Origin of the sequence: Acinetobacter sp. YH12200 (genome assembly GCF_013418175.1) — a bacterium.
GTDB classification, from domain to species: domain Bacteria; phylum Pseudomonadota; class Gammaproteobacteria; order Pseudomonadales; family Moraxellaceae; genus Acinetobacter; species Acinetobacter pseudolwoffii.
The window spans coordinates 44,209-63,267 of the sequence record NZ_VPCO01000013.1 but is presented as its reverse complement, the minus strand read 5'-3'; the positions used below and the strand labels follow the sequence as shown (position 1 = coordinate 63,267).

Annotated in this window: 18 protein-coding genes; 7 read left to right on the top strand and 11 right to left on the bottom strand. The window is 43.4% G+C overall.

The window, feature by feature from the left end:
• Positions 1-7 precede the first annotated feature (7 nt).
• From clpS to rpiA, 5 genes are all read right to left on the bottom strand, one after another.
• Entirely contained in the window at positions 8-421 is a 414-nt protein-coding gene (gene clpS, locus FTU90_RS10115; protein ID WP_005171093.1) for an ATP-dependent Clp protease adapter ClpS, read from the bottom strand.
• 18 nt (positions 422-439) lie between these two features.
• On the bottom strand, positions 440-1,189 hold the full coding sequence (locus FTU90_RS10110; protein ID WP_074382830.1) for a DUF6776 family protein: 750 nt from the start codon (positions 1,187-1,189) through the stop codon (positions 440-442).
• Positions 1,190-1,266: 77 nt separating this feature from the next.
• Positions 1,267-2,322, bottom strand: a complete 1,056-nt coding sequence (argC, locus tag FTU90_RS10105; RefSeq protein WP_171304333.1) for an N-acetyl-gamma-glutamyl-phosphate reductase — start codon at positions 2,320-2,322, stop codon at positions 1,267-1,269.
• A gap of 202 nt (positions 2,323-2,524) precedes the next feature.
• A complete protein-coding gene (locus tag FTU90_RS10100; protein WP_074382831.1) occupies positions 2,525-3,202 on the bottom strand; it encodes a M48 family metallopeptidase in 678 nt (225 codons plus the stop codon).
• A 149-nt stretch (positions 3,203-3,351) separates the two neighbouring features.
• A complete protein-coding gene (gene rpiA / locus FTU90_RS10095) occupies positions 3,352-4,023 on the bottom strand; it encodes a ribose-5-phosphate isomerase RpiA (protein WP_005096791.1) in 672 nt (223 codons plus the stop codon).
• A gap of 104 nt (positions 4,024-4,127) precedes the next feature.
• Here rpiA and ilvA point away from each other — a divergent pair, with 104 nt between their 5' ends.
• The 3 genes from ilvA to FTU90_RS10080 all read left to right on the top strand — a co-directional run bounded on the left by ilvA (position 4,128) and on the right by FTU90_RS10080 (position 7,822).
• Positions 4,128-5,666, top strand: a complete 1,539-nt coding sequence (gene ilvA / locus FTU90_RS10090) for a threonine ammonia-lyase, biosynthetic (protein WP_005171103.1) — start codon at positions 4,128-4,130, stop codon at positions 5,664-5,666.
• 162 nt (positions 5,667-5,828) lie between these two features.
• Positions 5,829-6,485, top strand: a complete 657-nt coding sequence (locus tag FTU90_RS10085; RefSeq protein WP_005171105.1) for a TrkA family potassium uptake protein — start codon at positions 5,829-5,831, stop codon at positions 6,483-6,485.
• Positions 6,482-7,822, top strand: a complete 1,341-nt coding sequence (locus FTU90_RS10080) for a TrkH family potassium uptake protein (RefSeq protein WP_159138145.1) — start codon at positions 6,482-6,484, stop codon at positions 7,820-7,822. Before FTU90_RS10085 ends, FTU90_RS10080 begins: the two co-directional genes overlap by 4 nt.
• Positions 7,823-7,886: 64 nt before the next feature.
• On the opposite strand, the gene FTU90_RS10075 is transcribed toward FTU90_RS10080, so the two are convergent.
• From FTU90_RS10075 to FTU90_RS10065, 3 genes are all read right to left on the bottom strand, one after another.
• Positions 7,887-9,029, bottom strand: coding sequence for a phospholipase A (locus FTU90_RS10075; protein ID WP_180072535.1), 1,143 nt, complete (start codon positions 9,027-9,029; stop codon positions 7,887-7,889).
• Positions 9,030-9,050: 21 nt separating this feature from the next.
• A complete protein-coding gene (locus FTU90_RS10070) occupies positions 9,051-11,990 on the bottom strand; it encodes an insulinase family protein (protein WP_180072533.1) in 2,940 nt (979 codons plus the stop codon).
• A 165-nt stretch (positions 11,991-12,155) separates the two neighbouring features.
• On the bottom strand, positions 12,156-12,608 hold the full coding sequence (locus FTU90_RS10065) for a GNAT family N-acetyltransferase (protein ID WP_180072531.1): 453 nt from the start codon (positions 12,606-12,608) through the stop codon (positions 12,156-12,158).
• Positions 12,609-12,885: 277 nt separating this feature from the next.
• Between FTU90_RS10065 and FTU90_RS10060 the strand changes: the two genes are divergently transcribed.
• Genes FTU90_RS10060 through FTU90_RS10050 form a run of 3 tightly spaced genes read left to right on the top strand, consistent with a single transcriptional unit; the run spans position 12,886 to position 14,848 of the window.
• Positions 12,886-13,890: an adenosine kinase gene (locus FTU90_RS10060; protein WP_159138148.1), complete on the top strand. Its 1,005-nt coding sequence runs from the start codon at positions 12,886-12,888 to the stop codon at positions 13,888-13,890.
• Between the two features lie 14 nt (positions 13,891-13,904).
• Positions 13,905-14,213 (top strand): Rieske (2Fe-2S) protein, encoded by a 309-nt coding sequence (locus tag FTU90_RS10055; RefSeq protein WP_171304337.1) that lies wholly within the window; start codon positions 13,905-13,907, stop codon positions 14,211-14,213.
• A gap of 20 nt (positions 14,214-14,233) precedes the next feature.
• Positions 14,234-14,848 (top strand): OB-fold-containig protein, encoded by a 615-nt coding sequence (locus tag FTU90_RS10050; protein ID WP_005096777.1) that lies wholly within the window; start codon positions 14,234-14,236, stop codon positions 14,846-14,848.
• A gap of 65 nt (positions 14,849-14,913) precedes the next feature.
• Here the strand turns inward: FTU90_RS10050 and FTU90_RS10045 are convergent, their stop codons facing one another.
• Together FTU90_RS10045 and FTU90_RS10040 are read right to left on the bottom strand one after the other, a co-directional pair.
• Positions 14,914-15,594, bottom strand: a complete 681-nt coding sequence (locus FTU90_RS10045) for a YidB family protein (RefSeq protein WP_100535020.1) — start codon at positions 15,592-15,594, stop codon at positions 14,914-14,916.
• 98 nt (positions 15,595-15,692) lie between these two features.
• Positions 15,693-16,163, bottom strand: coding sequence for a DUF6231 family protein (locus FTU90_RS10040; protein ID WP_005096775.1), 471 nt, complete (start codon positions 16,161-16,163; stop codon positions 15,693-15,695).
• A 34-nt stretch (positions 16,164-16,197) separates the two neighbouring features.
• On the opposite strand from FTU90_RS10040, the gene FTU90_RS10035 reads away from it, so the two are divergent.
• Complete coding sequence (locus tag FTU90_RS10035) at positions 16,198-17,067, top strand: DUF2797 domain-containing protein (protein WP_005096774.1); 870 nt, start codon at positions 16,198-16,200, stop codon at positions 17,065-17,067.
• Between the two features lie 64 nt (positions 17,068-17,131).
• Here the strand turns inward: FTU90_RS10035 and FTU90_RS10030 are convergent, their stop codons facing one another.
• The gene (locus tag FTU90_RS10030; protein WP_180072530.1) at positions 17,132-18,997 is read right to left on the bottom strand and encodes a SurA N-terminal domain-containing protein; all 1,866 of its coding nucleotides are present in this window, start codon (positions 18,995-18,997) and stop codon (positions 17,132-17,134) included.
• Between the last annotated feature and the right edge of the window lie 62 nt (positions 18,998-19,059).

The following is a 19,059-nucleotide window of genomic DNA, read 5'->3' as shown; positions in this document are numbered from 1 at the left end:
AACCCCCTTAATCTTTAGGCTCTATTTGGCAAAGTAATGGATGACCTTGTGATCGAGCATAATTATTGACTTGGTTCGCTTTGGTTTCCGCAATGTCTCGAGGATAGACCCCAGCTACACCCTTTCCTTCATAATGTACAGTTAGCATTACTTGTGTAGCTTGGTCAAGATTCATTGCAAAGTATTGTTGTAAAATTTCAATTACAAATTCCATCGGGGTATAGTCGTCGTTCATTAAAACGACAGCATATAAGGGCGGACGTTTCAGTTCTGGCGGTGCAGTCTGCACAGCAAGGTCAGAATCATCACCTTCCAGAGGTTCATTTGCTAAACGCGGGCTGATATGCCAATCAACAATTCCAGATTCATAAAAAGAATTTTTGATATCACTTAAACACATTTGACGTTTATTGCTTGGCATAAGATTTATATTTCACACTTAATTTGCATTTGCTTCGGTTTTCGGAATTTCTGACAAGGCGGCAGACTGATTTTCAACTGCTTTGCCCTGTTCCCAGCTAAAACGACGGATCACCGGTTTGGCACCGCTGAGACGTATCTCAATAAATTCTGGCTTAAAGCCTTTTGGCATGCTCCAGCGACCTGTTAAACGCTCATAATTTTCAAAATTAAAGTTTTTGTCTTCCAGTGGCACCACCAGAATTTCAGTCCCTTTAATCAAGCGTAATTCAATACTCCCGGAGGCACGACTTTTGCCCGGACTAACTTGAACCAGATCAATCTGATATTCAAAGGCATTTTCAGGCAAAGGCTTAATCGACAGGTTTTGCACGGCCAAAGCCAAACCGCCACGCTGACGTAAGACCTCGCGATAAATGGTTCCGACACTTTCAGCCTGCACCTGTTCATCACGCGCCTTGGTCATGGCCAGATAGAGATCATTGGCATTACTCACCGCCAGATCACGCTCCTGAACCGCAGTATTCAGATTCTTATTTAATGTTTCCAGACTGGCTTTTTGTGTCTGTACCACATCGACCAGTTGCTCTGCATCTGCATCATAACCCGCCGCAGTCAAACCCTGACGGTGTCCTACGGTATATCCGAGCACACCACTGCTCAAGATCAATACAGCCGCACCAATGACCAAGGGCGTATTGCCTTTCATCAAAGATTTTTTTGCAGCTGGTTCCTGAGGAATGGTCGTATTTGACTCGTTATTCGGCATTTTGATCTCTTGTTTGCTTTATTCAAGACACACATTTAAATCCAAATCTAAATGTGTGTGAAGTTCTAATACGTTTCTTATGGTAATAAACCAATATTATTTAAGCCAGCATCTTCGGCAAATCCGAACATCAGGTTCATGTTTTGTACGGCCTGACCTGCTGCACCTTTCACCAAGTTATCCTGTACAACCAGGACTACCAGCTTGGTCGGTTGCGGCTTGTACAAGGCTATACGCAACTGATTGGCACCACGCACTGAACGGGTTTCTGGTGAGCTGCCTGCTGGCATGACATCGACAAAAGTTTCATTGGCATAGAACTGTTCATACAATGCCTGTAAATCTGCTGCTTGTCCTGCTTCAGTGAGATCGATGTAGATGGTCGACAACATACCACGGATCATTGGCACCAAATGCGGAACAAATAAAATGTGATCAAACACATCTTTTTGACCTGAGATATTTTCCAGAGCTTCGACAATTTCAGGATGATGGCGGTGACCTGCTACGCCATAGGCTTTAAAGTTATCGGCATTTTCAGTATAGATGCCGCCCAAGCTTGCTTTACGACCTGCACCCGACACACCTGATTTCGCATCAATAATAATGCTTTCAGGTTTCACTAATGCGTCACTTGATGTTAATACTGGCGCCAGCCCCAACTGAACCGTGGTTGGATAACAACCCGGGTTTCCAACTACATTGGCCTGTTTAATTTGTTCACGATTCAATTCAGATAAACCGTAAATAGAGTCTTTCAACAGTTCTGGGCAAGCATGTTGCATGCCATACCATTTTTCAAACTGTTGCAGATCTTGTAAACGGAAATCTGCAGCCAGGTCAATGACTTTGGTCTTTGCAGCCACAAGCGCTTCAGCATGTTTCATTGCGACACCATGCGGCGTTGCAAAGAACACGACATCGCATTTTTTAAGTTCATCGATATTTAAATCTGAATATTGAAGATCGGTATGTCCGCGTAAACTTGGGAACATATCATCTACACGGCGACCATTTTCGGTACGTGATGTTAGTACATTCACCTGTACATTTGGGTGTCGTAGCAAAAGACGCAACAATTCAACGCCTGTATAACCTGTACCACCGACAATACCAACAGTAATCACGATCACTACCTCAAATCAAAGTTTCCATTTCGTAACTGCGTAGTATGACAGGAAGTTGAGGTTTTCTAAACTGTTTCAGCGGGGATTACTGGTTTTTTATAAGTACTGAACACAATTTCAAAATTAAAGAGAGATGGAAAAGTAATATCTATATTGCTTAGGCTATTTTAAGCCTTTATTTCCCTCTCATTCTCTATTCAGTTCAATTTTAAGCTTCCCACCAATATGGCAACGGCGTATTTTTTAGCATTTTCCGATGCTGTTGAAAATTTGCATCATGTTTCTGAACTTCCGCCCAAAAAAGTGAACTATGATCAAAATATTGGGTATGTGCCAGTTCATGTACCGCGACATAACGGGTAATTTCTTCGGGAAATAGCACCAAAGCACTATTCAGCATAATGTCATGCTGAGCAGAACAACTGCCCCAGCGGGTTTTGGGTTGGCGAATATTGCACTTTTTAAAAGGCAGATTGCATTGCTGTGAGACAAGATTTAAATATAGGGGAAGCTGTTCTTTGGCATAGCTGATGACAAAGGCTTTTAAATATTCTTCAGGATGTCGATCACTGACACAGAGCTGTAACTTCTCAGAATCGAAAACAAAGTTATGTTTCTGGCTTTGATAATGAATCTGAACTGGTACGTTTAAATTAAACAGCTGCAGCTCAGTTGGTAGCGTTCGGTCTATTTTTTGGAATTTTTCCTGCTGCGATTGCCAGGTTTTAATCAGCCATTGTTCTGATTGTTTTAAAAATTCTTGAACTTGGCGCTGTGTGCAAAACTGCGGCACAGTTAATTTAATTTGCGTCGGCTCTACACGCAGTCTCAAGCGTGTTGCGCGTAATTTTCGAGTAATTTGGATTTCAGGGAGGTTTGGGGTCATATTTTATTGATTTTATTTTTAATCCTCCCTAACCCTCCTTTTTCAAAGAGGGGCTTTTAAAAGTCTCCCTTCTTGCACTTGTTTTAAAGCAGTGCTTTAAAACTTCGCTCAGGGAGATTTAGGGGAATTTAATTTATAAAATTAAAAGATTAAACCGCAGTACGTTCTTCAATACCGTCATTGGTTGCCACAATTGCGATGTCCGCTTTATTAATCGCAAAAATTCCGTTACAGACCACGCCAGGAATGTTGTTGAGCGTTTTTTCAAGCTCAAGTGCATTTAAGATATTCAGATTATGCACATCTAAAATCACATTACCATTGTCAGTCACGACACCTTCACGATATGCAGGATCACCGCCCAAAGAGACAATTTTACGTGCAACCGCAGAACGTGCCATAGGAATTACTTCAACTGGCAGTGGGAAATCGTGTCCCAATTGTCCGACCCATTTTGAATCATCCACGATACACACAAATTTTTTCGCAATCGATGCCACAATTTTTTCACGTGTCAGTGCTGCACCACCACCTTTGATCATATGCAAATGACGATCAATTTCATCTGCGCCGTCGACATAAGCATCTAGTCCGCCGACAGAGTTCATATCGACCACTTCAATGCCTAACTTCTTAAGACGTTGCGCCGTTGCTTCAGAACTTGCCACAGCCGCTTCTAACTGAAGTTCTGGCAATAAATCGATTAAAAAGTTAACCGTACTTCCGGTACCTACGCCTAAAATGCCGCCTTTTGGTAAGTGTTTCAGAGCAGCACGGGCCGCTGCTTGTTTTTTCTCATCTTGGGTTGCATATAGACTCATGGCTTCACTCAACTATTTTGGACTTTTGCAGTATTTTCGAACCGCAAAGCCGTATGGTTTGTTACAATAAGCGCCTATTTTAAACTGTTAGATGGAAAATTAACATGCTGTCTCGTTTGGTTCGACAAATATTACAAGCAACGGTCTACGATGTTGCAATCGAAACTCCACTCGAAGCAGCACCACGAATTAGCGAACGACTCAATAATAACATCCGCTTTAAACGTGAAGATTTACAACCCGTTTTTTCATTCAAATTACGTGGTGCTTATAACCGCATTAGTCAATTGCCGAAATCTCAACTGGAACGTGGTGTCATCACAGCTTCAGCAGGCAACCATGCGCAAGGCGTGGCATTATCGGGTAAAAAATTGGGTATTCGCGCCATTATCGTAATGCCAAAAACAACACCAGATATTAAAGTCCAAGCGGTAAAACGCCTTGGGGGTGAAGTTGTTTTACATGGTGACTCATTCGACGTTGCCAACAAATATGCAATTCAACGTGCTCAAGAAGATGGCATGACTTTTATTCCGCCTTATGATGATGAGCTGGTGATGGCGGGTCAAGGTACCATTGCCAATGAAATTCTGCGTCAATGGCGTGATGTCGATTATGTATTTGTAGCGGTAGGTGGCGGTGGCCTGATCGCAGGTGTGGCAGCCTACCTGGGTGATGTTGCCCCGCATGTCAAAGTCATTCCGGTGGAATATGACGAATCGGCATGCTTAAAAGCAGCTTTAGAGGCCAATGAACGTGTCATTTTACCTTCTGTGGGTTTATTCGCTGACGGTACAGCCGTTGCACAAATTGGTGAAAAACCATTTGAAGTGATTCGTCTGCAAAAGTCAGATAATTCTGGCCCGATCGTAGAACCACATGTGGTACTGGTCAATACCGACGAAATTTGTGCAGCCATTAAAGATACTTATGACGAATGCCGCAGCATTGTCGAACCCTCAGGTGCTATGGCATTGGCCGGCATTAAAAAATATGTCGAAGAACATAAAATCGAAGGCAAAAATATGGTGTCGATTGTATGCGGTGCCAACATGAATTTCGACCGTTTACGTTATATCGCCGAACGTACCGAACTCGGTGAACGTAAAGAAGCGATTTTTGCCGTGACGATTCCGGAACAGAAAGGTTCATTCCTCAACTTCTGTCGCGCTTTGCAAGGTCGCAATATTACCGAATTTAATTACCGTGCCAGTGATGTCTCTGCTGCTCAAGTATTTGTTGGGATCAGCTTAAAAAATGGTGAAAAAGAACGTCAGGAAATTTATGAAACGCTAAAATTCCAGTATGACGTCGATGACCTGTCTGATGATGAAGTGGCAAAACTGCATATTCGTTACCTGATTGGTGGTCATGCCGATATTGAAAATGAACGCCTGTTCCGGGTGGAATTTCCAGAACGTCCTGGTGCTTTATTAATGTTCCTGGAACGTCTTGGCCCAACGCATAACATTACCCTGTTCCATTACCGTAACCACGGCGCTGCAGAAGGGCGTGTTCTGGTGGGTCTGGAGGCGACCGATGCGCAGCAGAATCCGGATGGCTTGATTGAAACCCTTGAAACCATTACCTATCCATATCAGGAAATTACCAATAATCTGGGCTATCAGCGCTTCCTGAAGTAATTGTTAAAATATAGACCGCCTTTCGAGGCGGTTTTTTATGTACAACTCAAAATCATGATCATACTATTTATCTCGGCATAGCTTGCTGAATAGCAGCGCAATTTTTACGAAATTCTCTTACACTAAAATTGAGATGTAATAAAAATAGTTAGGACAATATTCATGGCATTATTTGCAGTGATTGGGCTGGGTAGTTTTGGTGCGACTGTGGCCACGCAACTGATCAGTCTGAATCATGAAGTGATCGGAATCGATCTGAATAAAAAATATGTAGAAAATATTTCTGATCAACTGACCCATGCTGTAATTGCTGATGCAACCGATGAGCATGTGCTGGATGAACTGAATGTGCAGCGTTGTGATGCCGTAGTCGTGGCGATCGGAGAAGATATTGAAGCCAGTATTTTGTGTGTATTGCACCTGAAAAATATGGGCGTCAAGAAAATCTGGGTAAAAGCCAAATCCAAATCTCATCACATGATTCTGACCCATCTCAATGTCGAGAAAATCATTCATCCTGAAGAAGATATGGGCGTGCGTGTGGCTCAGTCTTTAAGCTACCCGATGGTCAGTCGTTATATGGCACTGGAAGATGATCATTATATTGTCAAAATTGAGATTCATGCCGATCATCATGCTACGCCGCTCAACCAACTGATGAAGCACGCCCCTGAAATCACCACCTTATTACATAAGCGCGGATCAGTGGTGCAATACCAGGTCGCATCCGACCTGATTCTGCAGGAAGGCGATATTCTTGTGGTTGAAGGATTACTGGAGCCTTTACGCCATCTCGCCAGATATTTTAAAGCGCTATGAGAAGTTCTGACTTAAAGCAACATAGAACCATTAATCTCAGCCCGCCGAGTTTATTGGCCTTGGGTTTTCTCGGATTAATCCTGATCGGTTCACTGCTACTGATGTTACCTATTGCCCATCAGGGTGATATCAGCTGGTTGCAAGCCATTTTCACGGCTACTTCTGCGGTGACCATTACCGGACTGTCCGTAGTGAATGTCGGTGAAGCCTATACGGTATTTGGCCAGATTGTCATTATGTTTCTGCTGCAATGCGGTGGACTGGGTTTTATGACCTTTGCCATTCTGGCAGTGATGAGTCTGGCACCCAAGATGGGGCTCAAACAGCAAGTCATGGCACAGGAATCGATTGGCCAGACCAGCCTGAAAAAAGTCAGTTTTACCATTAAAGCGGTATTTTTATATTCCCTGTTTTTTGAAGCTATCGGTACGCTGATTCTGACCTTGTCCTGGCTCAGAGAATATCCGTTCAGTGAAGCACTCTTTTATGCTGCCTTTTATAGTGTGTCAGCGTTCAATAATGGTGGATTTTCGCTTTTTCCAAATAGCTTGATGAGCTTTTCAGGGCAGTATCTGATCACCTTTACCATCAGTATGCTGTATATCATTGGTGGTATCGGCTTTCTGGTGCTGATGGATGTCAAGCAACATAGACGCTGGCGCAAGTTAAGTACCAATAGCAAGCTCATCCTCTCAACAATTTTGGGTCTGAACGTCAGTGCTTTTATTGTGCTTTGGCTCCTAGAGGCCGCTAATCCGCAAACTTTAGGCCTAATGAGTGTAGCTGATCAGGCGGTGAATGCCTGGTTCCATGCCACAGTTCCCCGCTCTTCAGGTTTTAATAGCCTGCCAATGGAGCAAATGAGTGATGCATCGACCTTGGTCACCATGTTTCTCATGTTTATTGGTGGCGGTTCTTTAAGTACGGCGGGTGGTATTAAAGTTGGTACCTTTATTATTGTGGTGATCAGCGTCATCAGTTTTTTAAGACGCGAAGATGAAATCCGGCTGTTTAATCATTCTATTCCTGAAAAAACCACATTTAAGGCTTTAGCCGTCCTGTGTATTACTGCAGCGCTGATCATGATGGGCTTTATGAGTCTGTTAATTCTGGAACCTGAACATGATTTTCTCGATCTGTTGTTTGAAGCCGTATCTGCGGCCTGTACCGTTGGCTTGTCCCGAGGTGTGACTGATGAATTACAGCCAGCCAGTTTGATCATCCTGATGTTGTTGATGTTCGCAGGACGTTTAGGGCCACTTACACTTGCTTATTTCATTGCCACACCAAAAAAGAGCCGCATAAAACACCCTCCTTCAGAAATCCAGATTGGTTAATTCGCCTATAAAAAAACCATGCCGCAGCATGGTTTTTTATTTCTTAGATTATCAGATGAAAGACTTAGAACCAGTTCATCAAAGAAACACCCAAGCCGACATAGGTCGCGCGATGGTTATAATCAATCAGACTCTCACCATAACCATCAAACAGCTGGAATTGTCCACGCAGACGCCCGCTAATGGGGAAGGTCCAGTCAAACTGCATGGCACCGCGATTATCTTCACCGCCTTTTAAGGTATGCCGCAGCATTAAGGTAAAATCATGCTCGTTATAACGATAAAAAGCTGTTAAATCGCCACGTCCAATATAGTTTTTGATATCCGGGTTATTATCATCTGCGCGCTTTTCTTCAATGCGATACCAGGGACGCAGCATCAAGGCAAAGTTGTCTTTTTCAAAACCAAGATTCAGCATCACCCGGTTCCAGCTACGTGATAATGGATCAGAACGGCCATTCGACTGATGATTGATGGTTAGCCCCAGCATACGCCAGTCCAAACCAAATAAATCATAATGGGTCCGGAAGACCAGACTGGCCTCAGGTTCATAATTGGTTTCACGGAACGGACGTGATGCTTCCGAGTTATACACCTGCCAACGTGATGACTGGGTATAACCAATCCATACATCGCCATTATCACCCCACAGATTTTCAACTGCCTTGGTTTTTAAAGACAGCTGAAATTTACCTTCCATGGATTTTAGGTTCTGAGCTTCAGTGACTGTATTCAGTTCATTCGGACTTTCAGGACGCTCATTTTTATCACTGGTCCAGAACCCTGGCAATACATATACCGGTTGATAAGAACGGATATTCCAGGTACCCAGTTTACTTTCTGGCGACAATTCCCAACGACTATCCAGCAAAGACTGGTTCGGCGTCAGTTTTGAGCCTTCAGAGGCATAGATATTCGAGACCGTCTGCTCAATTTTAGCTTTCAGGTTATCCGGTTCAGGTGCAATCTCTACCGCGGCACGGCGTTCGGAAACCAGTTCAGGCTTATTATTGGCCGGTATTTTAAATAAGGCATCATAACAAGCCAGACGTTCGGCATTACTTTCAAGCGCAGCACAGGCTTCTGCCGTTGCCGGCATCGGGCTGTTGACGACCATCTTGATTTCCGCATTCACCTGCGTCCCAACTGTACAGCCCAGCAAAACACTGAACTGTAGCGTTGAGCGCTTAAACGAATTAAGCGCCATGCTCTATCCTCATTTTTCTATTTATTGAACTTGTTGAATGCTAAAACCGAGCTGTTCTAGGGTTTCACGTTTTGCAACCGGGGCTACAACTGCCTTGGTCGCTTGCTGCTCCACCAGATAGGTTTGCGCAACACGCTTCAGATCATCTAAGCTGACATGCAATAAACGTTCCCGCAGTTTTTTACGGAAGGCTGGTGTACGCTGGTGCAGGTAGGCATAACATGCGGTAATTGCTTCACCCGCCGGAGAACCCGGTTTATCCATACTGGCGATCAGTCCCAGAATCGCTTCTTCCAGTTGATGTGCTTGTTGTGGTGCATTCAGTAACCATTGAATACTGGCATCAAAGTCCTGAAAGGTTTCTGCCAGACGCGGGTCACGGTAGCTGTAGAAACGGAATGAACAGGCATTGCCGTCATAGCTGGCACCACCGCCATAAGCACCACCTTTTTCACGGATTGCACTGTGCAGGAAGCCATTACGTAAATAACCCGCCAGCACCATCAAGGCAGCAGCATCAGGATGCGCCACTTCGACCGCCGGATAAGCAGCCGCGCAGAACTGGACATTGGCCTGAATTAACCAGGCTTCATGCTGATCATGCGTCACTTTTTCGATTTGAGTCAGTGCAACCGGTGCAGGATCAACCGCCAGTTTGTCCCAGACATTCTGGATTTCTTCAATCAAGCTATCAGATTGCGGCTCTTCACACACCAGCAGGAACTGCTTCGGGGCTTGCAACAAGACACGATGAATTCGTTTTAACTCGTCAATCAGCAGATCATATTCAGCCGGATCTTTTTCAATTTTAGAGACCAGCTCGATCAGCCAGTTTAATGCACCCAAACCAGTATTGTGATAATCACGCAATGCCAAGGCACTGTGCTGACGAGATGCAGATTGCATCGCATAGCTATGCCCCGAACCGGAAACACGTGACTGCCAACGTGTTTTACGCTGTTGTAACAGTTCAATAATACGGTCTTTTTCATCAAAACGCAGCTGTTCAAAACCGATCTTTAACAGACGAATGGCATCTAAATGATTCACCAGCGATTTGGTGGTCAGTGTCAGCCAAGCCGTGATCTTGTTTTTGTCATCGACTTTAGAGCGCAACGATGCGCCCATACCCAGACCGCCACTTACCGCAGTTTGCAGTTGCTGGAATTCCAGATAATCATATTCACCCGCACCGACTTCGCCCATCAGGATCGAAAGCAGGTTGAAGTATGGCGACTGCACCACTTCATCTGGAATATTCACTAAAACCTGTTGATAATAAATACCATTGGTACCGGCATGATACAGGTTCAACGGCGTATCGACCTGATTACAGATAATCTCGCGTAACTGGCCCTGAACAATCTGTAATTCCGCAGGTACATCTTCCAGACCGACTTTTGGCAATAAGTTCAAGTCATCCGGTGTATCCTGACGCACATTCAATGCTTCAGTCTGGGCAATAATGTCTGCTTTCTGCTCTTCGGTCAGATTCTTGCCAATTTCAGCCAGACGGGCTTTTTCATCGGCCGCTTCTTTGGCAGATTTGGTCGCATCAGGAACCAGGGTCAGTTGTACACGATGCGGATTATCCAGCAGATGCTCTTGAATCAGGTTGGATAACCACATTGGATCTTGCAGTTCTTCTTTCACCGCAGCAATCGCGGAATCCACATCCCAGACTTCCACCGGATCACGGTGATGAATCGCACTGCCCAAACCGCTCAGAATCAGGCTCAGACCATAAGGCGTGCCATCCCCATTGATTTCACGTTGATGCAATTCAATCTGATGCAAAATTGCATCGACCATGTTCTGATCGACCGGTTTAGAGGCGACATCTTCTAAAACTTTAAACACGCCATTTTTAAATTCTTCCGCATGTTCAGGATTTGAACCCTGCACCGCACAGTAGAAGGTCATTTCAAAATTAGAATCATCCACACCCATAAATGGACCACTAGACTGTGCATAATCACAGGTTTCCAGATAATGACGCAGTGGTGATGCTGAATCTTCCAGCAAAATCCCTTCGACTAAACGCATACCCAAACGCAGTTTAATATCGCTGGCTTCTGGCAATAACCATGACAGCACATGATAGGTTTTGTCCTGCAAATCTTCAGCATCGACCGCATAGCTGTCTGTCACAGTCAATGGTGCAGTCAAACGGGTTTCAGGCGTTGGATATAAGGTCTGACCTTGCTCAAATTTGGACAATGCCAGTTTTTCAAACTGTTCTTGCAGTTCAAATGCAGATTGATTACCAAAAGTCATGAAGACTGCATTACTTGGATGATAATGTGACTTATAGAAATCGACTAACTCTTGGTAAGTTAAGTCAGGGATATCTTTTGGATCACCGCCAGAATTATAATGATACGTGGTATGCGGATATAAATGATGCGCCAGCGTATGATACAGCTGGTCTGAAGGCGAACTCATCGCCCCTTTCATTTCATTAAAGACCACGCCTTTATAGACTGGCTCGCCATTTTCCAGTTCAATGCGAATGCCTTCCTGAGCAAAATCCAGTGGATTCAGGTTCGCAGCAAATGCCGCGTCCATATACACTTCAAGCAGGTTTTGAAAATCTTTGCTGTTTTGCGTTGCAAATGGATAAGCCGTCCAGTCTGCCGCAGTAAAAGCATTCATGAAGGTGTTCAATGAACGGCGGATCATCAGGAAGAATGGATCACGCACCGGGAACTTTTCTGAACCACAAAGTGCCGTATGTTCCAGAATATGTGCTTCGCCTTTAGAATCCATCGGCTGGGTACGAAACGCCACCAGAAAGACATTTTCATCGTGATTGGTCGCCAGGTGATAATGTGTGGCACCAGTCACTTTATGTTTATATTCAGACACAAAAATGTCTAAAGCTTCAACATGTTGTTGACGTAACAACTGAAACGCAGGATGTACAGTTTGAGAAATGGTTTCAGTGACATCTACAGTCATGCGATCTCCTAATGCTTTAATTAAAATAACTAAGGACATTATAGCTTTAGTTATCTGAATTATTCACGTTGAAAACCGAGGATTTTGATCGAATTAAGTAAACTTGATCATTTGAAAATTAAATCATCAAATTTACTGGCTAAGTCTGGCTCAACAGCCGCAAGATCACGAAATCAAATATTTGAAGTAGTTATAACTTGGATTATTTTCCACAAATACATAATTCTGTTTTTGATAGAAGCTGGCAGCCAGTCGGGTATCGGTTTGCAAGCATAAAGCGGAATAGTGCGGACGTGCCAGTTGTTCCAGATAAGCCAGAAGCTGTTTACCGACCCCATGCAGCCGATATTTTGGATGGACATAAAAACGGCGCACACGACCAATCCGCTCTTCAATGCCATTATCGCCCCATTGCTGGTTTAGGCCACCACAGGCAATCAGTTTTTTGCCATCATGCGCGACCAGTAAATGTTCATTGGCTTGAGCAAAGCAGTTTTTACCGGTGCGATATTCTTCAATTAACTTATCCAACACATCTAAGCCTTCTTTGCGCGCCAGCGTTGCGAGCGCTTCGACTTGGTCAGGAAGTTGTTCAACTTTTACAATTTTAATATCCATATACGCACACTATTTGAAATGATTGTGAAGAATGATCTTCGCAGAACGACTTTAAAGTATCATGTCGAACGCGATATATCCTTATAAATAAAATTTGATGCTTAAATCAATGCTACAGCAACGTAGTGCATAAAAATAAGTCAAATCTTAGACCAAAGATAGTCACTGAATAAAATACAGCATTTTTGGAAAATATTTGAAAATGATTCAGCAAACTACAGCAATCCCAAGCAATCGTGTAAACTTGGCACTTTCATTTTTAATGTGATATTTGAACATGGCAAATGTTGATCTTTTTGCAATTGGTAATGCGCTGATTGACCAAGAATTTAAAGTGTCTGACGACTTTTTAACTGCACATCACTTGCAAAAAGGCACCATGCAGCTGACAGATGGTGATACTCAGGCCACGCTTTATCAAAATCTTCAAGCGACTCAAGTTTATAAAGGTCAGGCTTCAGGCGGTTCAGCAGCCAACACTACCGTGGCATTTTCTGCACTTGGCGGTTCTGCATTTTATGGTTGCCGTGTTGGTAATGATGAACTGGGGCAAATCTATCTGAAAGGTTTAAATGATGCGGGCATTCAGACCACAATCCAGTCGATCAGCGAAGGTGTAACGGGAACTTGTATGGTTCTGGTGAGTCCTGATTCTGAACGTACCATGCATACTTATCTAGGTATTACTGCTGAACTCACGGATCAACAAATTGATTTTAGTGCGCTAAATACTGCGAAATGGCTATATATCGAAGGTTATTTATCGACTTCTGAAACAGCACGCCATGCCGTCAAACAGGCACGTGAAATTGCCCGCGCTAACGGAGTTAAAATTGCTTTAACTTTATCGGATCCTGCCATGGTGCAATATGCGCGTGCCGGTCTGGATGAAATGATTGCAGAAGGTGTCGACCTGTTGCTGTGTAACCAGCAAGAAGCCCTGATGTATACAGAGACCGATAATATTGACGCGGCTCTAGTTAAATTAAAAACACTCAGTCAACACGTTGTCATTACATTGTCAGCCGAGGGTGCACTTATTTCGGATCACGACAATACATTTAAAGTTCCTGGCCGCAAAGTTACTGCAGTAGATGCGAATGGTGCCGGTGATGCATTTGCCGGGGCTTTCCTGTATGCCTTGAATGCCAACCTAGGTCTTAAAACTGCGGCTGAACTGGCGATTTTAATTTCCAGTCAGGTGGTTTCGCAATTTGGCCCACGTTTAGCGATTGAAGACTATGCGGCATTATTACAAGACTTTCAGAAGGAATGTGCTTAATGTTTAAAATTTGTATGACCGAAGATATTCCAGAGCGTGAAGCCCGAGCTTTTGAACTGGAGAATGGGGATATTATTTTTATTACCCAGCGCGATGGAGCCTTTTATGCCTATCAAAACCTGTGTCCGCATTTGCAAGTCGAGCTGGAATTTCTGGAAAACCAGTTTTTGGATCGTGATCAGGAATTTATTGAATGTTCAACGCATGGTGCACTGTTTTTGGTAGAAAGCGGTGAATGTATTTCCGGGCCTTGCCAAGGTCAGTCACTTGAAAAAGTAGAAATTACCGTGCATTCTGATGGTGGAATTTACCTCACAGAATAAGACCTAAAACGGACTTCACCATGCCTGCATTTTTTCTAGACTATAATCTGATGCCTTTTCATCTCAGTTTATTGGCGATTATTTTGTTTGGCGTGGTGAAAACCATTGGTTTCTATTTTGGACTCAGATCCAGCAAATTTTTGCAAAAAATTTCACCTTATAATTTTCAACAATTAGACCTGTTGAATGTCAAATTCTCCAAAACCCTAATTGTATTTTTCTTTCTGATGAATTTCAGCTTTGCTGGCTATGTTTTACAATTCCTGATCTATTCTCAGGAGTTTGAGTTTCTGCCGGCTTATTATCTGATTATTCCAGCTTTAATTATTGCCACTTTTTTTACGATTTTCATGATTCATTGCCTGGATCAGGTCATTCCACCCAAATATAAAAAGAATAATGTCAATTTGCTCGGCCGTCTGGCAACGATTTCAAGTGGCAATGCCCGCCCTGGATTTTCTGCTCAAGCGCGGGTTCGAGATGAATATGGACAACTGCATTATGTACAGGTAGAACCGGAATTTGGTGAACTGGGTTTTCAATCGCAAATTATTTTAATTCGCACCCGAAAATCTCATTATATTGCCAAAAAAATCTGCGACTCTAACCAGCTGTTTAGCCTGAACCTAGATTAGCGATTTTAAAGTCTGCATAGCATTAAAAAATCCCGACTCAAATCGGGATTTTTACATGATGGAATTTATTTTTTGAGAAGCCCTGAGACCATATTCAAGACATTTTGAATATCATTATTGGCTTCCTGCTTACTGGTCTGTTCACCCTGTGGCGTAAGTGAGTCAATAATCTGCGGCAAAACTTGTGAAATTGCACTATACACATCCTGTTTAGGCGCATGAGTTTGCTGTGCAACTTCTTCAATTTCCTGATCATCAAACAGATTTTGTACCTGCTGCGGATCGACATTGGCATTTTCACCCGGGCCAGTCGACACCCAGTCATCAACCTGACTATTCAACCCCTGTCCTTTAAGCTTATCCAATGCACCCTGTAAACCACCCTGTTTTTGAATCCAGGCCAGTACCAGAGGTAGCACCGCAATCAATAAGGTTTTGCCAGTCGAACCTCCTCCCAATCCTGAACGGGGTTGAGCAGTACTTTGACGATTTACCCCACCTAACTGACTGAGAACTGAACCTAAAATTGCACCCAAACCATTTTGTCGGGTCTGCTGGCCGGCTTGATTCTGCTGATTCTGATTGTGTTGACTCTGATCTTGTTGAGTCTGAGATTTATTCAAATGACCTAGTACCGATCCCAGGATATCTGCCAGACCACCCTGCTGTGAAGATTGCTTTTGAGACTGCCCGCCACCCAATGCCTGCTTGGCCAATATTTCCACGATATTACTCAGATTCGTCATGCTCTATATCCTGTATGCATCATAGTTACAGAATACGGTCTGTCCTCATATTGTCTAGGCAGGATTGTGTTAATATTTGCAATTAAGCAGGCATAGGCTTACCAGCGAAATTTATCCCAGTTTTCCGGATTGGCCCAGAACTTGGAATTAAACCAGTCGGGCACATGCTTATAGGTTAAAATATTAAACTGCCACAGCGCAAAATCCGCCCCGTGCGTGGTCTTGTCAATCAGCTGGGTAAATCCCAAAGCTCTCAATAGTTTTTCATCTTGCAGCCGACTGATCACCACCAGACGTTTAGCAAATAAATCACGCAATTTCACCAAGATTCGACTCATGATCTGTTCAGACAAATGTTCGGTTTCTATCGTATCCAGCATTACCACAGCCAGGTCATAACGTTGCTGAAAAGGCAGATTTAAAAAGCCAGATACGCTAAAATAGTGCCATTGAATAGATGGCTGAAACTGGACTTGCCTTAAGTCCTGCCCAATACAAATAGCAGTATGAATTGGCTGTTCCTGTGCGAAATCGTCTAGCATTGAAGTAATGACATTCTGCTCAGCCATAACTGCATCCTTATGATTTAAGTGAGTAATCTTTATGGAACTTCAGGGCATTTGCCATAAAATGCATGTCGGCCTCAAAGACCTTAGTGTAACTGATCAACAGATACAGCGGGCAAATGTTGAGTATAAATTAATTCTGGATCGTGCAGAAATCGATCTTCCGTTTAATTTAGGCCAAGACATCGAGATTGAATGGACGGGGAAGATTTATTGCGTATCTTGTGGCAATAAAACCTCAAAATCTTTCTCGCAAGGTCACTGTTTTAAATGTTTTAAGACCAATGCTTCATGTGATATGTGCATCATGAAGCCAGAAACCTGTCATTATCATTTAGGCACTTGCCGCGAAGATGAATTTGCCCAGAATGTCTGCTTTCAACCGCATATTGTCTATCTAGCCAATTCCAGTGCATTGAAGGTCGGGATTACCCGTACCAGCCAAATGCCGACCCGCTGGCTGGATCAGGGCGCAACCCAAGCCCTGCCGATTATGAAAGTTGGCTCACGTCGCCTCTCTGGCAAATTGGAAGTCATGTTTGGTACGCAGGTCGCAGACAAAACAGACTGGCGCAAGCTGCTCAAAGGTGAAGCAGAACCACTGAATCTGATTGAAGTCCGTGAACAGCTGTTAGAAGAATTTGCACCTAAAATTCAAAGCATTCGTGAAGAATTTAATCAGAATCTTGAGTTTAATGAAAATATTGAAGTGCTTGAGCAGGAATTGGCACGCGAGTTTATTTATCCGGTCGAGCAATATCCAGAAAAGATTAAATCACATAATCTGGATAAAACTCCGGTGATTCGTGGCAAATTACAGGGTATTAAAGGTCAGTATTTAATTCTGGATACCGGTGTAATCAATATGCGTAAATATACCGGTTATGAACTGATTATTCGTGCTTAAACCCTCATTTGGCTAGAGCATAAAAAAACCAGCCCGCAGGCTGGTTTTTTTATTCAAGATCGTCTTATTTGATTTTTGCCTGAGATTTCAGGTAGCGCGTATAGTCATCAAATTCTTGCTGACCACGAAGTTGCTGATACAACTTCACCAACTCACTACGTTGCTCTGCACTCAATACATCCACCGGGTTTTTCTTTACTTCTGATACCGCAACCACGACCAGCTCATTTGGCATTTTCGCTGTGGTCACTGACCAATGGCCTGCTTTTGGTGTCGGAAGACTAAAAGCGGCACGTTGTACATCACGTTTTAGCAAACCTTCAGCACGGGTATACACGCCAGCATCTTCAAAAATCAAAGCACCTTTGGCGACTGATGCAGCAGGTTTGGTTTTGAACTCATCCAGAGCTTTCTGAATTTTTGCTTTTGCCAAAGCAGCGGCTTTGTCTTCAATCAATTGAGCCTGAACACGCGGTTTCGCTTCTGCCAGTGTTTGTTCACCAGCTGCATGATAGTCACGCACCTTGATCCAGGCCACATCACCATTGGCCAACTGAATGCTTGATGAAGCATTACGATCACCATTTTTGACATCATCATTAAACAGTTTGACTTTAAGGTTGGCATCGCTCAACACTGGGTCACGGGTTGAAAGTTTTACTCCTTGGGCTTTCTGAACCTGCACGCCTTTCACTTCTTGTGTAACAACCTCCAGAGAATCACTTCCCACCACCATATCATTCAAGCTATTCACCGTATCGGAGAATGCATTGGATTTTTTAGCAGTCAAAACCTCTTCAGATAAACGTGCTTTTTGTGACTCAAAAGATGGCACAGCCACATCAGGTGATTGCACAGAAATAATATGATAGCCATAATCTGTTTTCACAGGAGCAGAGACCTGACCTGATTTTAAAGAGCTAACAGTCTGGTCAAATGTGCTACCAAATACGCCAGTTTCATAAACTGCAATTGCTCCGCCTTTAGACTTGGATTCAGGATCTTCAGAATATTGTGCTGCAGCCTGTGCAAAAGTGTTACCGGCTTTAATTTTCGCTGCCACTTCTGCAGCCAGTTTTTGTGCTTCAGCATCACTACGACTGTCCGCCGTAATCAAAATATGCTTCACCTCTGGTTTAACTGCCTGTTTTTGTGTCGCAACAAAGGCTGTATACGCTTCCTGAAGTTCAGCATCTGTCACTGCCAAACCCTGTACTTGAATATCACTTGGCTTCAACACCACATAGTCTATATCTACACTGGTCGGCTGTGTAAACGATGCCTTGTGCTGTTCATAATAGGCAGCGACTTCAGCATCGCTGACTTTGACATCTTTTTTATAACTGTCCAGATTAATACTGGAAATATGAATATGACGTTGTTCAGTCTGTAAATCGGCAATTTGCTGCATTTCGACCGGACTCACCAGTGGATAGTCCAGGAATGTCGAAGACAGCATTTTCAGCGCATGATCTTTACGCAAACTTTCGACTAAAGCACGATTGGTCATGCCAATTGATTTAAGATAGTTCTCATATAAAGCATCAGAGAACTTACCATCTTGCTGGAAAGTCGGCTGCTGGGCAATCATCTGTACAATTTGCTGGTCACTCAGACTGATGCCTAATTCTTCTGCCTGTTGTAGCAATAAGGTACGTGAAACCAAAGTATCCATGGCTTTCTGGTCAATGAAGCTTTGATTCAGCAGAGTTTCATCGCCATTGGCATAACTGAGATATTGTTCTTTAAATGATTTCGTCAGTGACTCTAATTCTTTTTGAGATATTTCAGTTCCGTTCACGGATTTTGCCGCATCAGAGCTCCCGCCGCTAAAATATCCTTCAATACCTACAAGCGCTAACGGGGTCAAAAACAGAACGAGTAAAACTTTACCCAACCAACCCTTAATAACTTTACGAAAAGCTTCCATAAGTATTCCAATATTTTATTTGCAAAGGATTTTAACCGAAAATACCCATTGAATGAATGTGT

Bases quoted from the DNA above. Each gene is read 5' to 3' on its own strand.
- FTU90_RS10045 (WP_100535020.1), bottom strand. From the start codon at position 15,594: ATGACGAATCTGAGTAATATCGTGGAAATATTGGCCAAGCAGGCATTG.
- FTU90_RS10070 (WP_180072533.1), bottom strand. From the start codon at position 11,990: ATGACTGTAGATGTCACTGAAACCATTTCTCAAACTGTACATCCTGCG.
- rpiA (WP_005096791.1), bottom strand. From the start codon at position 4,023: ATGAGTCTATATGCAACCCAAGATGAGAAAAAACAAGCAGCGGCCCGT.
- FTU90_RS10050 (WP_005096777.1), top strand. From the start codon at position 14,234: ATGCCTGCATTTTTTCTAGACTATAATCTGATGCCTTTTCATCTCAGT.
- FTU90_RS10040 (WP_005096775.1), bottom strand. From the start codon at position 16,163: ATGGCTGAGCAGAATGTCATTACTTCAATGCTAGACGATTTCGCACAG.
- clpS (WP_005171093.1), bottom strand. From the start codon at position 421: ATGCCAAGCAATAAACGTCAAATGTGTTTAAGTGATATCAAAAATTCT.
- FTU90_RS10075 (WP_180072535.1), bottom strand. From the start codon at position 9,029: ATGGCGCTTAATTCGTTTAAGCGCTCAACGCTACAGTTCAGTGTTTTG.
- FTU90_RS10055 (WP_171304337.1), top strand. From the start codon at position 13,905: ATGACCGAAGATATTCCAGAGCGTGAAGCCCGAGCTTTTGAACTGGAG.
- FTU90_RS10030 (WP_180072530.1), bottom strand. From the start codon at position 18,997: ATGGAAGCTTTTCGTAAAGTTATTAAGGGTTGGTTGGGTAAAGTTTTA.
- FTU90_RS10110 (WP_074382830.1), bottom strand. From the start codon at position 1,189: ATGCCGAATAACGAGTCAAATACGACCATTCCTCAGGAACCAGCTGCA.
- FTU90_RS10060 (WP_159138148.1), top strand. From the start codon at position 12,886: ATGGCAAATGTTGATCTTTTTGCAATTGGTAATGCGCTGATTGACCAA.
- ilvA (WP_005171103.1), top strand. From the start codon at position 4,128: ATGCTGTCTCGTTTGGTTCGACAAATATTACAAGCAACGGTCTACGAT.
- FTU90_RS10080 (WP_159138145.1), top strand. From the start codon at position 6,482: ATGAGAAGTTCTGACTTAAAGCAACATAGAACCATTAATCTCAGCCCG.
- FTU90_RS10100 (WP_074382831.1), bottom strand. From the start codon at position 3,202: ATGACCCCAAACCTCCCTGAAATCCAAATTACTCGAAAATTACGCGCA.
- FTU90_RS10035 (WP_005096774.1), top strand. From the start codon at position 16,198: ATGGAACTTCAGGGCATTTGCCATAAAATGCATGTCGGCCTCAAAGAC.
- FTU90_RS10065 (WP_180072531.1), bottom strand. From the start codon at position 12,608: ATGGATATTAAAATTGTAAAAGTTGAACAACTTCCTGACCAAGTCGAA.
- FTU90_RS10085 (WP_005171105.1), top strand. From the start codon at position 5,829: ATGGCATTATTTGCAGTGATTGGGCTGGGTAGTTTTGGTGCGACTGTG.